The sequence below is a fragment of the Psittacicella hinzii genome (assembly GCF_003585935.1).
GTDB classification, from domain to species: Bacteria; Pseudomonadota; Gammaproteobacteria; order Enterobacterales; family Psittacicellaceae; genus Psittacicella; species Psittacicella hinzii.
Window position 1 is genome coordinate 1 of record NZ_NRJG01000061.1, and the last position, 17,216, is coordinate 17,216.

Annotated in this window: 6 protein-coding genes and 1 other RNA gene; 6 read left to right on the forward strand and 1 reads right to left on the reverse strand. The window is 36.7% G+C overall.

What is annotated here, in order from left to right:
• Window positions 1-889 precede the first annotated feature (889 nt).
• The 3 genes from hemH (at window position 890) to CKF58_RS08380 (ending at window position 6,568) form a co-directional block, all read left to right on the forward strand.
• Window positions 890-1,957 (forward strand): ferrochelatase, encoded by a 1,068-nt coding sequence (gene hemH, locus CKF58_RS03815; RefSeq protein WP_222987690.1) that lies wholly within the window; start codon window positions 890-892, stop codon window positions 1,955-1,957.
• A gap of 493 nt (window positions 1,958-2,450) precedes the next feature.
• On the forward strand, window positions 2,451-3,452 hold the full coding sequence (locus CKF58_RS03820; protein ID WP_119531140.1) for a 2-hydroxyacid dehydrogenase: 1,002 nt from the start codon (window positions 2,451-2,453) through the stop codon (window positions 3,450-3,452).
• 815 nt (window positions 3,453-4,267) lie between these two features.
• The gene (locus CKF58_RS08380; protein ID WP_222987691.1) at window positions 4,268-6,568 is read left to right on the forward strand and encodes a cation:proton antiporter domain-containing protein; all 2,301 of its coding nucleotides are present in this window, start codon (window positions 4,268-4,270) and stop codon (window positions 6,566-6,568) included.
• A gap of 239 nt (window positions 6,569-6,807) precedes the next feature.
• Here CKF58_RS08380 and CKF58_RS03830 read toward each other — a convergent pair whose 3' ends face one another.
• Window positions 6,808-7,554, reverse strand: coding sequence for a hypothetical protein (locus CKF58_RS03830; protein ID WP_119531142.1), 747 nt, complete (start codon window positions 7,552-7,554; stop codon window positions 6,808-6,810).
• Window positions 7,555-7,772: 218 nt separating this feature from the next.
• Between CKF58_RS03830 and rnpB the strand changes: the two genes are divergently transcribed.
• The 3 genes from rnpB (at window position 7,773) to CKF58_RS03845 (ending at window position 17,202) form a co-directional block, all read left to right on the forward strand.
• Window positions 7,773-8,113, forward strand: an RNA gene (gene rnpB / locus CKF58_RS03835) — RNase P RNA component class A.
• Between the two features lie 677 nt (window positions 8,114-8,790).
• Window positions 8,791-12,540, forward strand: coding sequence for a hypothetical protein (locus tag CKF58_RS03840; protein ID WP_119531144.1), 3,750 nt, complete (start codon window positions 8,791-8,793; stop codon window positions 12,538-12,540).
• A gap of 315 nt (window positions 12,541-12,855) precedes the next feature.
• A complete protein-coding gene (locus CKF58_RS03845) occupies window positions 12,856-17,202 on the forward strand; it encodes a hypothetical protein (protein WP_119531146.1) in 4,347 nt (1,448 codons plus the stop codon).
• The last annotated feature ends 14 nt before the right edge of the window (window positions 17,203-17,216 follow it).

The window sequence follows — 17,216 nt, forward strand, 5'->3', positions numbered from 1 at the left end:
AGGAGAGTTTCTCTCTTATAAGCTACTCATAGGCAAATTTATCTCATTATATTATACCTTGTAGGAATAAATTTTGCCGCTTGTGACCCTACGAAGATTTAAATTAGCTGACTTTGGTAGTTTAAAAATAGCTTTAATAGAAATAACTAACATTAAACTATCAAAAGTAACATTTTTCTAGTAGGCTCTAAGATCTCTCGCAAAATCCCTACGCTGATAAAATAACGCTAGTTTCGGAAAAATCAAGTTTTTTAGCCACATAAAGACGCTTTTATCGCGGCAATTAAGGCAAAATTATCTGCTGTAAAATTTCCTATCAAAATTTTGCGGATCTATCACTAAAGCTATTTAAGCTTATTTAGATAAGCTCTTCGAATATCAAGCTTAGAATAAGCAACAGTATTTTATCCAAGTATTACCACTTGTCAAAGCTAAAGGAGTGAGAAATGAGATGTCTTGGTAGTTATGCGAGAGTTTTGGTAAATTGATAAGTGCTTAGAGTATTTTGTGTGACAGTTGAGGAATTGGGATATTCATGATACAATCAAGGCACAAAATAAGGTACACTTGAAAGTAGAGGAAATTAGAGCAAGGTAAAGTAAAGGAAGAGAGTTACGGTTACTTTTACCTAGATTGTTAAAAGTTAACTGATCTAATTTTACCTAGATTGCTAAAAGTTAACTGATCTAATACGACTTTATCATTTCTTTCTTAGAAGACGTTATCAGTTATTCTTGCTTGACGTTTTTAGTACTTCTAATATGACCTTATCTGTCACTCAGACACGATTTTATTAGCTCTTACTTATCCTTATCCGACTTTATAATTTAACTTGGGGTTATCCCTGCTTAATGAGCTTGGCTTGTTAAGTGCAATGAGAATAATCATTATGGCAAAAATTAGTGTTATTTTAGCTAATCTGGGAACCCCAGAAGCACCAACTTCTAAAGAAGTATCAAGTTTTTTAGGAGAGTTTTTATCTGATCCACGCGTGGTAGATGTTCCTCAACCTAAATGGGGTATTATTCTCCGTTTTATTCGCTTATTCCGCAGTCCTAAAGTGGCAAAAACTTATGCCCAAGTATGGACAGAACAAGGTAGCCCACTAATGGCTATTTCAGGGCAACAACGTGATGCTTTACAAGTTTTATTAACCAAGTTATATCCGCAACATCAGTGGACAGTTGCTCTGGGTATGACTTATGGACAACCTAATCTAAAATTAGTAGTACCAGAAGTATTTGCACATCAACCGGATCATGTAATCTTATTACCAGCATATCCGCAATTTAGTTCAACAACAACTTTACCAGTAATTGATCAGTTTAATCGTGGTTATGCGGATAAGAATCAACGTTTTATGCCAAGTTTTAGTGTAGTACGTGATTACCACTTACACCAAAGCTATATTCAAGCTTTAGCACAAAGTATTAAACAGCATGTAGCTAAACTTTTACAGCAAGATCCTAAGCAAGTAGATGTTTCTAAATACTTCTCGGCAAGTAATAAACTCTTTATTTCTTACCATGGCATTCCTACACGCTTTGCAGAGCAGTTAAAAGATCCATATCCAGAATTATGTGAGCAAACGACTGCAGCTTTAGTTCAAACCTTAGGTTTAAAACCAGAGCAATATCAGCAAACCTATCAATCGGTATTTGGTAAAGAACCATGGTTAGTACCACAAACCGATCAAAGTCTTGAAGCTCATGCTAAAACTCATCCTAATGCGCAAGTAGTAGTAATTTGTCCAGGTTTTAGTGCTGATTGTATTGAAACGATCGAAGAAATTGGACAAGAAAATCATGAAGTATTCATGCATGCCGGTGGTAAAGCTTATAGTTGGGTAGAATGCTTAAATGCAGATCCTACGCATATACAGGCTTTAGTTGATATTCTTGCCCCTCATATTAAGCTAGTAGAAGAGACATTTGCTAGTCGTGTGCAGATTAAGTAATCCACAGCAAAGGCGTTCTACTCCTGTTTTTTACATACTCCAAAATAAGAATAAGAAATAAGAGTAAGAAATTAAACATTAGAAATTAAAAATTTAACCTTATTTATTCTTATTTTTATTCTTGCTGTGCTTGTTAACTAAAGTTAGATTTATCATAATCTTAAGCAATCGTAAGCTTACGACTTACTATTTATTTGTCGATCCACACAAATAATTGTTTACTAAATCACTATAGTATTTAGGGTTTTTAAAAATTATTTAAGACCCCTAAACGATAAAATTGTTGTGAAAATAATAAAAAACTGATAATCAGCTTTTTAAGATTTTAATTAATTTTTCACCTGTTAGTGAGAAGCCTTCTTTAAATCTTTTGATTTGGAGGTGTGAAATCGCTCTTTTTGTGTGAATTTCTGTGAAGAGTTTGCCGTGCACAATAGGCTGCATTAGTGTATAATAGCCTACGAAATTGACAACACACATTGGAGTTTAATTCATGAACATTACTCTTTTCAGCTCTAAATCATACGATAAAAAATTCTTTACCAAAGTAAATGCTGATGGTAATTTTGGTTACAACTTAACTTTCTTAGAAGATCGTTTAGATGCTAACCACGTAGCAAACTTACCAGCTAACACTGATGTAGTTTGTATTTTCGTAAACGATGATGCTTCACGTCCAGTATTAGAAGCTTTAAAAGCTCGTGGCGTTAAAATCATTGCTTTACGTTGTGCAGGTTTCAACAACGTTGATTTAGATGCAGCTAAAGAATTAGGCTTACAAGTAGTTCGTGTACCAGCTTACTCACCTGAATCTGTGGCAGAGCACGCAGCAGCATTATTATTCTCTTTAAACCGTAACATTCACCGTGCATACGTTCGTACACGTGAAGCAAACTTCAACCTCGAAAACTTAGAAGGTATTTGTTTATACGGTAAAACTGCTGGGGTAATTGGTACAGGTAAAATCGGTTTTGCGATGATCCGTATCCTAAAAGGTTTAGGTATGCGTGTATTATGCTATGACCCATTTGTAAACCAAGCAGCAATTGATTTAGGTGCAGAATACGTAGATTTAGATACAATTTATAAAGAATCAGATGTAATCTCTGTACACTGTCCATTATTCAAAGAAAACCGTCACTTCTTAAATAAAGAAGCATTTGACAAAATGAAAAATGGCGTATTATTAATCAACGCTAGCCGTGGTGGTTTATTAGACACTGAAGCTGCATTACAAGCAATCCGTGCTGGTAAATTAGCAGGTTTAGGTCTAGACGTATATGAAAACGAACAAGCTTTATTCTTCGAAGATAAATCTTCAGTAGTTTTAGGTGATGACCTATACTTACGTTTAATCGCGAACCCACGTGTATTATTAACTGGTCACCAAGCGTTCTTAACACAAGAAGCTTTAACTTCAATTTCTGAAACTACTTTAAACAACATTAAAGAAGTGGTAGAAACAGGTAAAGCTACTAACTCAGTATTACAATAATTAAGTTTAGTCTGCTAAAGACTATAGCTAATTATGAAAAAATCTCCAAGTTATAAGCTTGGAGATTTTTTTCATAAGTGCTAGAGATGGTTTGCAGAATACATCTATAAGAATTACAGATAACCACGTAAAAGTTAAGGTAATTATGGGAACGAGCTCTAGGGCAAATAATTAAAGTCCTAAAGAACTAGCAATTAGACATAAAATTATTTCCAAAAGATAAGCTCATTTCTAGCTAAATTAGCACTAGGAGGCAATATCTTAAGAGAAGCGAAGTATAGAGTAACATTTGTTCATTTGCTGTGCTATCTTTGGCGAAAAATTAGTTCTAAAAAATTCACGGATTTATGGGCTAAAGAGGGGTGGATTGTGCTACAATCTATACTAAGCCCTTACTCTATTTAGGTATAGGTAAACTCTATTTGGGTTTAGATTTTTCTCTTAGTGATTTGTCCAAGATAAGCTTAATAGTGCTTAAAGTTAAAAGACTAAAGGAAAAAGTCTAGAACTAAAAAGCTTAAAGTTAACTGAGTTTACTTTAATAATAGAGTAGTGCTTATTACCAACAGATGCTAGATCTGCGGAATCCCTATGTATAAACAGGTGTGGGCAAGGTACTTGTGGACTAAATTTTTTTTGAGTGTCATCTAAAAAAGAGCTTTGAGCTTTTTTAGACTAAAAATTAGTCATGCTTGATACAAAGTTCAGACCAACAACTCTTGCTCAAGCGGGTTTATACCTCTAGGTATGTTGCTAGTTTATTAGCCCTAGCATATACCATTTAAACTTAACGCAAAAAAGGAAAAAACTACGTAATGCATCATGACACTCCGTTGATTAGTATCATTGCCATAGGTTTTATGCTCTCATATATCTTTGGGATGATTGCTAATCGCTTAAAACTCTCACCTATTATTGGTTATCTCTTTGCTGGTATTCTTTTAGGTCCAAATGTTTCATTTGTATACAATGCGGACTTAGAATTAGCAAATCAAATCTCCGAAGTAGGGGTTATGCTCCTAATGTTTGGAGTGGGTCTTCACTTCTCGGTTAAAGACCTAAACGAAGTTAAAAGTATTGCCGTACCTGGAGCAATTGCACAGGTGGTAGGTACGATCGCCGTAACTACCTTAATCGGTCATCTAATGGGGCATAGTTGGTTTAACTCGGCGATTTTTGGTCTGTGTTTATCAGTTGCCTCAACAGTTGTACTTTTACGTGCTTTGGAAGACAATAGCATTACCCAAACCCCAAGGGGTAAAATTGCCGTAGGTTGGCTAATTGTAGAAGACTTAATGACCGTAGTGGTATTAGTTGTCTTACCAACTATGCAATTTATGACAAACGGCACAGAAATGAACCTTGCACAGTTCGGAATGGATATGTTCTGGACGGCAGTTAAGTTTGCGGCCTTTGTCTTTGTGATGTTCTTCTTTGGGGGTAAATTAATTCCAATGGCGATTTCTCGCTCGGCTGCAACTGGCTCAAGTGAATTATTTACTCTAGCAACTCTAGCTATTGCTCTAGGGATTGCATACATTGCCGTAGAAGTATTTAACGTATCTTATGCTCTAGGTGCATTCTTTGCCGGAATGATTCTTAACGGTTCTGAATTATCGCACCGTGCAGCAGATAATACTCTACCTTTACGTGACGCCTTTGCGGTTCTATTCTTCGTATCGGTAGGGATGTTATTTAACTACAACGTAATTCTAACTAATCCACTAGGTGTAATCTACACAGCTGTAATTATCCTCCTTGTTAAATCAGCAATTGCTTATGCCTTAATTAGAATTATGGGTAAATCAAATCGTACAGCTCTAACCATTTCTGTATCTTTAGCACAAATCGGTGAGTTCTCATTTATTCTTGCTGGTTTAGCTGTAGGTTACGGTTACTTAGATTCAGGACAAAAAGACCTAATCTTAGCAGGTGCGATTATTTCGATTATTCTTAACCCGTTCTTATTCGTGGGAATGGAGAAGTTCCTACAACGCTTCGACGCACGTCTCAAACACAATCTCGAGAACATGCAAGCACGTGGTGGTATGCATCATACAGAAGCTGCTCCAGAAGCAGTTGCTGCACAAACTAAAGAAGCTAGACCAGGGCAAGCGCAAGTTGAAGCTGCAACTCACGAGAAAGAGAACTTACATAATCCAGAACATGAAGTTATTAGCGGGGCGTCATCAATTATTCCTCTACCTGAAGATAAATTAGTAGAGAAATTAGAAGGTGACCAAGCATTCGTGAACGAACAAGTATTAATGAGTAAACATACAATCGTTGTTGGTTACTCATCGATTGGTAAAGCAATTGTCGCGCGCTTAAATGCTACAGCTATGCCTGTAATCGTTATTACAAATAATCTTGATGAGTTCTACGAAACGAACCGTGAAGGTATTCACACTATTTTCGGTGATTTCAAAAATATCGCTCACTTCGAACAAGCCAACGTTAAAGAAGCTAAAGCTATTATCTTTACTAACGACAATGTGTTCGAAATTGGTTATACCGTTGATAAGATCTTCAATGCTCATCCAGAGTTATTTGCAAATATGTCATTTACCGTTTCGGCAATGGCTGACTTCCCAGATGAAATTGAGTTCTTAGAGAAACATCACGTTACCGATATTATCAACTTACGTGAAGTGGCTTCGTTAGTTCTTTTCTCTTCAGTAGTAAAAGAAGATACCCAAGCTGAACTAAACACTAAAGGTACTGATAATAACTACCACGTACGTGTTTCGGTAGATACCCCAAATTCACCAGAAGAAAGTGTAAAACGTAAAATCTTAGCAGATAAAGCTCAAGCTTTAGTAAATGAGCGTAAAGCTAAAGAAAAAGCTAAAGCTGCTGCTAAAGCCGAAAAAGAAGCGCAAGCTCAGGCTCAACAAGCTCATGCTGAAGCAGAAAAAGCTCAAGCACAAGCTAAACAAGCAAGTCAAAAGGCTGAAAAAGTAAGCCAAGATATTAATGCGCAACAAGAAGCGGCTACAGCTAATCTGCAAGCAAATGAAAAAGCAACTGACACTTCAGCAGTACAAGCTGAACAAGCTGCAGAGCAAACTAATGCTGTTCAAGCAGGTTCTGCGAAATCAACTGACAATAAATAAATTATTGTCTTGATAAATTTTATCGTAAGAGATATTTTTTAAGTCTTGTGTATTACTACACAAGACTTTTTTTCATGGAAGCATAGATAAAAGTTTGAGGGATTCTTTTAAGCGGCTTTTGCAACAAGGAGATTTCTTGCTAAGCTTGTAGAGAGGCTGCAACACTTTTCTCAAGATTTTAATGACTATAGTAATTTATCTTCTTACTATGTGGTGCTGTAATGAGTTTTTAGTAATAATTAGAAACTTAATTTAATTACCTTTATACCAAGAGGTTTCAATGCTTTCTGAACCTGTTGGTAATTTTTATTGCTGTCTATTTGGTTATGACTTTTAACTTTGAAGTTTACCAGCTTTTGGGCTTCGTAAAGTGAATTGTATCTGAGGGATATCTCAAATTTACCTAAAAGAAAAATTAAATTAGCTTTTTCTAAGTATTTTGGATCTGTGGGTTGTATCTCCCTTTCTAATTTGACATGTTCACCATAAACAACAAGATTTTGAAAAGTACTCAAATCTCCATTATAAAAAGTTACTAAAAAGTTATACAAATTACAAATATTTAAAGCTTCCTCACTAGCTTTATTACGATAGTTTTTATAAAGGTTACGGCAAAGTGTTGCAAATTTTACAAATTTATCTAATGTTGGATTATGGTATTTACCGTTGACGACACTACTTTCATCTGGAAAAACAAAAAGAAACTGCACAGGGAAAATATAGATCGCCAGTCTATAAATAATTGATTTATTAGCATATTGTCCAAAATTGTATATAGACGAGTTAAGGAAATAGTCAAATCTAGCTACTAGAAATTGATTGTTATGATAAAAGTCCATAACAGCCTGCTCACCTTTAGAAATAACGGTAGTTTGTTGTGTTTGAGGGGAAGAAGCATACGCTTGCGACAAATGAGCATTTAACCCCAACATACATAGACAGAATAAACAGCCTTTAACTAGATGAGTAAAGTATGAATTTTTCATTATGAAGATCCTTAATTAAGTTGAGATTAATTTCATTATAGCAGTAAAGTCTAACTCCTCTTTCTAAACCACAAGAGATGTTTTTTAAAGCTATTTTCGTTTTTTATAACAATAGTGTAGATGGTGATAGTAAAGCATTTTCTTAAAGTGGTAAAGGGGGATGAATTATTAATTTATTTCTAGCAAGAGAAATAAATTTACAGTATAATATCCGAGTTTTAGTAGTTCGAGTAATCGCTGGTTAGTAATAATCAGAGGAAAGTCCGGACTCCATATGGGCATGGTGCCAGGTAATGCCTGGGAGGTGTGAACCTACGACTAGTGCAACAGAAAGTAAACCGCCGACTTGTCGGTAAGGGTGAAACGGTGAGGTAAGAGCTCACCAGGCAGTCCAGCAATGGCTGTGCTTGGTAAACTCCACCAGGAGCAAGATCAAATAGGCGTTCGCATAATTCGCCCATAGTTTGAACGCGGGTAGATCGCTTGAAGTTAGTAGTGATGCTAACTCTAGATGAATGATTACATAAAACAGAATCCGGCTTACGGAATAACTAAAACCTGAATTACAAAAGATCCGAGGAAATACCTTGGATCTTTCTATTTTATAGCTATACGGATTGCGCTTAAAGCACTAGGTTGGTTGTAGTTGGTTGATTTAATTGTAGGTAGTTTGGATAGTTATCTATATTAGAGGCTTGTGTAGTCTAGATAATCGTGTAGTCTATACAGTCATGTGATCTAGATAGTCATGTAGTTCAGATAGCTTCTAATAGCGTCTCATATTAGGTAATGGATAGTTACATAGTTTAGCTTCTACCCTTAGTCTGACAAATATATTGATTTGGTTCTCAGCTAGCCGGTTTAAAATTTGATCGAGCGTTAGTTTTCTCAATTTAAAAACTATCATTTAATACCAGAATGACTTTTAATTTTAGCTTAGGGCTTAATTCAATATTTAAAAGTCATTTTTTGTCCAAAAAAGTAAGCCTTTCTTACGAATTACTTTAGCAATTATCGGTAAAAAAATATAAAATATAAAGTGCAAAGATCTATATTTAAACTTCAGAAAACTAGATTTTTCTTTTTGATTTCGCAATATAAAATTTAGAGGCTCGATGACTAAGATTTGAGTACTTAGTTACATTGAGCTTATATAAAACACACGATGTATAGCAGCATTTTTGTCTCAAGCATCTCAACTGTAAGCTGCTATCCCTATTTATACTCTAAAAACTCATGTCTGATACTACGAAAGAAACGGGCTTAATAAGCCGTTTACTCTTATTTATTTTAGTGCTTTTTGGCATTATTTCGATTTTTAGTGTTTTAGTCTTTAATCCAGAATATTCTGGTTGGTCTTATACGACCTCGGCTATAGGTAATCAATCGACGTTCCGTACGGTAATTACTTTTATTGGTGATACCTATTTTTTATTTTTTGGCAGATTTGGTTATCTATATCCATTTATCTTAACTTTCTTACACTTTATCTTTGTGTTCCAACGTACTAAAAACGGTTTTAGCTGGTTTGCGTGGCTCATGTTTATGATCTCGCTAGCTGTTACCTTTTTCGGGATTGGAACTATTTACGACGCTACAATTGGTCACAATGCTCAACTGTTTAGCATTTATGACGTAGGTGGCTTCTTTGCGCAACTAATCTCATACGTTACTAATAGTAATGTAGGTTTAACCCTTATTATTGGGGTTTTAGTTACTTTAGTGGGTATTGGTGCGGTATATACAAGCTTAATTCGTCGTATCTTAGTTGATTATGTTGCTTACCTACGTGGTAAAGACTTATCAGCTCTAGATCTAGATGAATATAATCGTAACAGTATGAACTCGGCGATCATTACTGAAGCGATGAAGCAACAAAGAGAGCGCCTCAAACGTGGTGAAGTTGATGAGTTATCAATCTACTTCTTACCAGGTTTAGAAACTAGCAGTATTCTTGCAACAACACAAAAAGAACTTAACCACTTAAAAGTCCTATGTGCACAATATGAAGCTATGGGCACACGTGGTAAGCGTCAAGAACAAAGTTATATGATCTTAATGCGCATGTATGAACATAAACTTGCGGAATTAAGTGACTTAAACCGTTCATTATCATCACAATCTCTATGGTTTGCCTTTACTAATAGCGCGAAACGCATCTTTAAACGTAACACCCCACAAGTGGTTACAGCTATTAGCTTAAAACAACACCAAGGTTCGAAAGTTGATGATTTATTACACGGAGCTCCAAGTTCAGGCAATGATTTAGATAGCTTAGTTGGTAGTAATTCTGGTGTAGATCATCGTTTAGATATCTTTGATGATAGTTCGGCAGCAGATCAAGCTCCAGTAGTTCGTTCATCAACCGATGAAGAAAAACCAACTCCTCGTAGTTCATATACAGCTCAAGAAACAAGCCATCACTATGCAGCAGGCACTACAAGCGCTGGTGCTACCATGACAGGAGCGGCAGTAGCAGGAGCAGCTTATGCAGCTTCCCAAGCAAGTGCTGCGGCAAGCACCACAAGTAGCGACACTTTTGTAGGAACTACTTCAAACGATGCGTTTGATCTTGGTAATACAAGCAATGATCTATTTACAACTAATTGTGATTCGTTTGTAACAGCTAATGACCAATTTACTGCGAGTAATGATTCATTTGTTGGTACAACTACTAACGATCTATTTACAGCCAATAGCGCAGTCGATCTAGATTATGCTAATGCCGCAATGGCAACAGGTACAACTAATGCTCATCAAGCATTAGATGATTTATATAATCCAACAAGTGCACCAGCAGCGACAAGCTATGCAGCACCAAGCACAGCAGCACCAACTGCTCAAGGTTATACAACTTCTGCAACTTCAACAACACAAGCTACAACTACAACTCTTAAAGCTTATGAATATCAAGCGGCAGAGAATATTGTAGATCCAAGTGAAGCTTATGCAGCAGCTCGTGCTGAAGCTGCAACTAAAGCCCAAATGTCGGCTGCTACAGAAGATTATCGTAATATTCTCCAAGATGATAACCAAGCACAAGCTGCAGAAGAACAAGCGCATGCGGCGAACTTAATTAATAATGTGTTTGGTTCTGGTGGCATTTTCTCTTCACCGAGCACAGCGGCTCAAGAGCCTGTAGTAAGTGAGACTTATGAAGCTACAGCAACAGCTGATTCATTTGCAACAGAAGATTTTGCTGAGGTAACACCAGAGACGGCTACTGCGGTTAGTAATACTAACTCTGTATTAGATGATCTTTTGGCTGAGGCTACACCTACAGCAACTACAAGTTCAGCACAAGAGCACGTAGATGCTTTTGCAAGTATTGCTGCAGCAGTTGAACCTACTGCGGCTTATGCTAGTACTGAAAGTGCAAGTGCTAGTCTAGATATGACTAACGTAGTTGCTAATGAAGTAGCTAATACTGTAATTGATCATACAGCTAATGAAACTGCGCAAGCAGCTAATGATCCAATTGCCGATCTCTTTAGTGCGAATGTAAACGATGCTTCATTTGCTACAGCGCCAGAGCCTCAATTAACTAATGACGCAAGTTCAGTACTTGATGATCTATTTGGTGAAAGTGCAGATCCGGCAACGCAAGTTAATCAAGATTTAAATTCAATCGTAAATCAAGAGCAAGTAGCACAAGAACAAGTAGCAAAAGAGCAAACTCCAGCGATTGCTCAAACAAATGCTCAAGAGCATGCACTTGCAAGTGATAACTTTGCAACCGAGCAATCGAGTCTAAGTGATACGGCTTTTGACTTTGGTGATGAAGAGGTTGAATTTACTGCAGTTGAGCAACAAGCACAACAAACTTCACAAGCTGCAGTTAATCATTTTGAGCAACAAATTGCCCAGCAATTAGATGCTATTGCAACTACAGCAACTAAAGTTGATACTCTAACTCAAGAGTATGCACAAGCACAGCAAACCTTTGCTAATGCAAGTGCTTCAGACAATAATGTAAATGCTGACAACTCTTATCCAGCAACAACCTTAAGCGAAGATTACTCACAAGGTGATGAAGTTTATGGTATTGCACATGAGTTCTTAGATACGCTTGAACGTACAAAACAAGCTAACTATGAACAAATGATGGAAGAGCGTGAAAACATTTACGTAGATCCAAATCTTAAAGATGCTCCAGAAACTACAAGTAAAGAAACACTACTTACGCGTGTATTTGCTGATTCAACCGAGAATCAACAAGGTGCGAAAAAACGTCGAGTTTCTTACAATCAAGTTCTTGAGTATGCTGATAGTGAAAGATCTATGTTTGGCGGTCAACAAGTAGCAGAAGCGGCACAACGTCGTGCTGAATATGCCCAAGCTCTTGCTGAACAGCAAGCTGAATTAGAGCGTAAACAAGCTGAATTAGCGCGTTTACGTCAAGCTAAAGAAGCCGAGCTCCAACGTCAAGCACAGTTACAGCAATTAGCTGAACAACGCAAACGTGAAGAGCAAGCTCGTCTAGCTGAAGAGCAACGTTTACGTCAAGAAGAACTTGCACGTCAAGCTGCACAATTAGCACAGCAAGAAGCGCAGCGTCAAGCTGCACTACGTGCACAAAAAGAAGCTGAAGAACGTGCGCAACGTGAAGCGGCACAACGTGCTGCTGAACTACAAGCACAACGCGAAGCGCAAATTCGTCAAGCGCAATTACAAGCGCATGCGAATATGCAAGCAGGTCTTGAACGAGAACGTTTACGTCAGCAAGAAGAAATGGCTCTACGAGCTTCTCAAGCTCAAGCCTATGCCCAAGCAGCACTTATAGGTGTGGGTATGGGGGCAGTACGTAAAGGCTCTAAAGCACAACCAAAACAAATGCTTAATGATCTAAATTCTCCTTTAAGTCCTACAGGTGAAAACTTACATCAAGTGTTTAATTCTCCAGAATTAGCAGCACAAACACCTGTGACTAACCATCAACCGCAAGTTGAACAAGAAGTAATGTTAGGTCAACAGCGAGATAAATAATAAAAATGCGAGAGGGTAAAACTTCTCGCAAATTTTTTATCTCTAAGCTGGAGGAAAATGGCGCTTTTGTTATGATAAATAAGGCTTAAACGGTTATAATATAATAGATATCCTTAAAATTTTATTAAGGTAATATTTCCCGAATTTTTCTACTAAATTAGTCGTATCAGATTACTAATTTAAAACCATTCTTTTGCGTATGTACTTTATTTCTTAAATTCTTTAAGAAAAAAAGTAGTTAAACTGCACTTAACATCTACCTAATTTAGATAGATGTTTTTGCAGTTTAAGAATAGACTATCAATTCTCCATTTTATGAGTAAAAAAGATATTTCTTTACAAGATTTATTATCTCTGGCTGATGAGCCAGAAAGTAAATCGGAAGAAAAGCGTACAATCTCTGCCTCAAGCACCTCTAAAAGTAAAGGTGGTTTTTGGTCAGGTTTATTTGGCTCGAAAGGATCTAAGTCTGAAAGTGAAGTAAACACTAAAGTCGTAAGTACTGATGAGCACCAATTGCTAAGTGCAGAAAAAGCTTTAGATGAGCAAGTTTCTTCGAGTAATGCTCAAGAGCAAGTTCCTTCTTCTGACGCTGATCTAGAAACAGCTAACAGTACAATTAGCAGTGAAGTTAATGATGTAATAGAGAGTGCTGCTAAAGTTCAAGCTTCAGGCGAGTTATTTACAGAAGTTAACTCTGTTTCTCCTAAAGCAGAAGAAGTTCTAGCAGATACTAAAGCCGTAAATGCTAAATCTACAAATTCTAAAGTTGAAACCACAAACTTAGAAGCAGATTTAGATCAACTTTTAGTGAGCAACAAAAAAACAGCATCTAATACAAGTGAGGTTACTCTTTCAGATACTTCTGCTGATAATGAAGATTTATTTGCGGCCTTAGATACAACTGCAGCGAGTTTAGCGGCAAGTAAAAGCAAAAAAGCGAAAAAATCAGCAAAAGACTTCTCTCTAAATGCTCTTGATCTTGAGCAAGCTCTTGCGGCAACAGATTCTCAAGGAGCTGATAAAGAAAAAGTAGAGAGCAATGCCGCTGAAAGTGTAGATCTAAGTGCTAATAAAAACACAGATAGAAGCGCATATTCAAACGCTGATAAAAGTGCAGATGGAAGCTTTGATGAATTAGCAACAGGTACTGCTAATTTAGATAGTGTTGCGACTTTAGATAATGTTGATGAAGCAAGTGAAGATTTATTTACGAGCTCTAAGTCTGGTAAAGGCGTAGCGGGTGCTAAAGAGGATTCTAATAAAAAAGATACTGCTGCAACTTCATCTAAGTCTACAAAATCAGCAAAAAGAACTAAAGCTTTAGATAGCTTTTTTGCTGAGTTAGATTTAAATTCTTATGCTGAGCAAGAGCAAGTTTCTAACAAGTCAGTAATTGATGAAGAATTAATTGTCTCTAGTGATGTAGTTAAAAGTCTTGAACTAAATAAAGCAGATAAAGTAACTAGTGCCAAAGCTAAAAATAGTGAAGATGATCTATTTGCTGGTTTAAGTACTGGTAAAGCTACTTCTAGTTCAGCTAAATCGAAATCTTCAACAACTTCTAAATTAGCAAGTAAAAATATTGTGCATGATTTAGAAGGATTATTTAGTGATCCATCTGGTTTAGATGAGCAAGCACAAACTCTCTTTACCGAAAAAACTAAAACTAGTGCTACTAAATCGAGCAATGTAAAATCTTCAAGCTCTAAATCTAGTAATGCTAATTTATCAAGCTCATCTAATGCATCAAACTCATTTGCTACTTTAGATGATTTAGAGGCAACGCCAACTATAGGTTTCCAAGATTTACACGCTTCTTCATTAGAAAGTCTTTTTACTCCTGGCTTATTTTCAGTAGAGTCTTCAAACAGCACTAATGCTACAGACGCAAAAACTCACTCTAAAACAAGCGCTGCAAAAGCTCAAACTAATAGTACTGCAGCAGCGCAAGTAAGTTCAGAAGCTAGTGCAAATAATGATCTTTTAGGTGATATAGTTGATGATCTTAAAAGTGGAGAATTAACTTCAGAAAAAGCGCAAGCAGAGTTAGCAGCACTTCAAGCACAGGGTAAAGCTGAAAAAACGAAAGCCTCAGTTACTCCAAGTGATGATTTATTTGCGAGCTTAAATCTCGCGAATGTAGAAGAGGAAGAAGAGGAATCTGAAAAAACAGGAGTGCTAATTGCCGCTCCACGTATTGATAACTCATTCTTTACTGCAGCTAGTCCTACTAAAGCAACCTCATCTTTAGAAGAACAAGAGACTACAGAGGCTAAATTAAGTGCTTCTGTAGAGCAAAGAAATGCTTCTGTTGTGGAGCAAGTAAATACTTCTGATAAAGAACAAGTAAATGTTTCTGCGAAGGATCAAGAAGTAGATTCTTTCGATACTATTCCTCGTAGGGTCAAATTTAGTCCGGTAGAAGGGAGCTTAATTCCAGCTCCTACGTTAAATTGGTCGCTCAATGATCTTGAGCAAGATATTGCAAAGAATAATACCAATAATCCTACATCAACGGATAGTAAAACCTCGACAAATGGATCTTTGTTAGTCAATACTCCAGCTAATGCTCAAGCTAGTAGTAACAACAAAATTCCTACAAGCGAGATCTCTTTACCACCAATTTCTCCAGTAAAATTAAAAATTTCTGCAAGTTTAGGTTTTAATGCTGATCCAGATCAAGATCCTGCTTTTACCGCCAAGACTGGTCGTAGACGTTTAGTTGATGGACAACCGCATTTTGCAGATAACTCTGAACAAACTTTTACTACTTCGGTTTACACCGGAGATAAAGGGATGTTCTTTGTAAAAATCCCTACTAAAACCTTTGATGGTCATAGTAGTGATGCTTTATCAATTGGACAAGGTATTGATCTCGCTCTAAATGATGAGCTAAATGGTAAATTAGCCTTTAATGTACCAGAAGCTTCAATAGCTTCATTACAAGCTGAGTTAGATAATACTCAGCATGACATTATCAGTAAACCTATTGTTAGTGCTGATGATTCACTTGTAAATAGCAGCTTACGCATGGTGCAACATGCGCAAAGCGCTGCTACTAAAGCTAAAAAATTAGCAGAGGTTTCTTATTTAGGTTATCGCCAAGAGTTACTACGTCAACGTTTAGCCGGAGTAAAAATTGAGTTAGCAGCACCTATTGACGAACAAGCAAATGCTCAAGTTCCTGTATGGTACGATGGTTTCCCGATTTTTGCTAAAGATCTAGATGAACGTAATCATGACGAAAAAGTAACGCAAATGCGTATTCGTCATCAGTACGATGGAGAGTTCTTCCATCTTATTTCTCCACGCATAGTGACCGCACCAGTACTGTCTAAAGGTGAATTATTAAAAACTTTCTATGAAAGTGAAATGATTGATTTACCTGGTGGAGTAACCTTTAAGCAATTCCTTAAACAACAAAAAGTTAATTTTGCCGATCACTTAACCATTAATGGTTTAGGTAGGGCGACTGAGTTAGCTTTAATTGCTGGACAGGAAATTGTAACTTTTGTTCTAGCCTCTAATCAACCATATCTCTTAATTGATAAATTTGTATCTCCAAGAACGAAGTTATTAATTTTAGATGCTAAATTACGTGCAGTAAAAACTGCAGTACAACTCGGACAATTAACTCCAGCGCAAGCACAAATGTTAGCTGCAGATCTACCAGCTAAAATTGCTGAGCAAGAGTTAGGGAATATTGTTACTCCTCCGACAGTAGATATGGTAGGTAATAATGTCTTTGTAGAAGATGATTTAGCAGCCTTTAATGAAAAATACAAAGACTTGAAAGCAGAGTTAGCAGCTAAAAAAGCTAGCTTTGCTATGGCAGCTGGTTCCAAAACCATTGCCGTACCAAATCTTTCTTTATTAGAAGGGCAAACTGTTGGCGCTTTAGCAGAAAATGAAAAAGAGTTAGCTTCAAGCAAAGAAGGAGCTAAATCTCATGCAAGTTCAACTACAAATACAACAGATCCATTTACAGCACCACAAAAAGTAATGGTGCCTCTTCCTAAGAAGATTGACTTTGCTGGTAAGAAAATAAAAGTATTAGGCGAAGATGCTCCAGAAGTATCTACTTCAGCAAAAGCTGAACAATCAGTTGCTGCTAATACCGAGCAATCTACCTCAACTATTACTGAGCCATTCACTACGGAAAAAAATGAGCAATCTACTTCAGAGGTAGTACAATTAACTTCAGCTGTAGAACAGTCAACCCCAGTGGATGAGAAGTCAACTCCAGTGGCAGAGAAGTCAACACCAGCTAAAGTTGAACAAACTGCAATTGCTGGAGCAAGTAATGAGTCTCAAGTAAATGAAGTTACAGGTATTCCTGAAATGCCGAGCCTGTTTGTTGACTTTACAACAGAAGTTCCAACAGTTCAACAGGAAGCTTCATCAAATGCTGTTGAAACTAAGAAAGAATTAGAGCAAGCTGTTGTAACTTATACTCCTATTGCTGAAACTCAAGAGTTTATTTCACCTTTTATCATGCCATCATTCAATCTTAATGATAATAGTGAGCAAACTACACAAAATAATGCAAAAGCACAAGATAAAGTAGAAGTAGAAGAAACTTCTACTAATGAATCTGATGATTTTGCTTATCCACAATTACCGGCAAGTGTGCCATTTAATGTTAAAAACCAAGACTAGAGCCCTCTCTAGTC

Coding starts and splice junctions, on each gene's coding strand:
- CKF58_RS03820 (WP_119531140.1), top strand. CDS start 2,451: ATGAACATTACTCTTTTCAGCTCTAAATCATACGATAAAAAATTCTTT.
- CKF58_RS03830 (WP_119531142.1), bottom strand. CDS start 7,554: ATGAAAAATTCATACTTTACTCATCTAGTTAAAGGCTGTTTATTCTGT.
- hemH (WP_222987690.1), top strand. CDS start 890: ATGGCAAAAATTAGTGTTATTTTAGCTAATCTGGGAACCCCAGAAGCA.
- CKF58_RS08380 (WP_222987691.1), top strand. CDS start 4,268: ATGCATCATGACACTCCGTTGATTAGTATCATTGCCATAGGTTTTATG.
- CKF58_RS03840 (WP_119531144.1), top strand. CDS start 8,791: ATGTCTGATACTACGAAAGAAACGGGCTTAATAAGCCGTTTACTCTTA.
- CKF58_RS03845 (WP_119531146.1), top strand. CDS start 12,856: ATGAGTAAAAAAGATATTTCTTTACAAGATTTATTATCTCTGGCTGAT.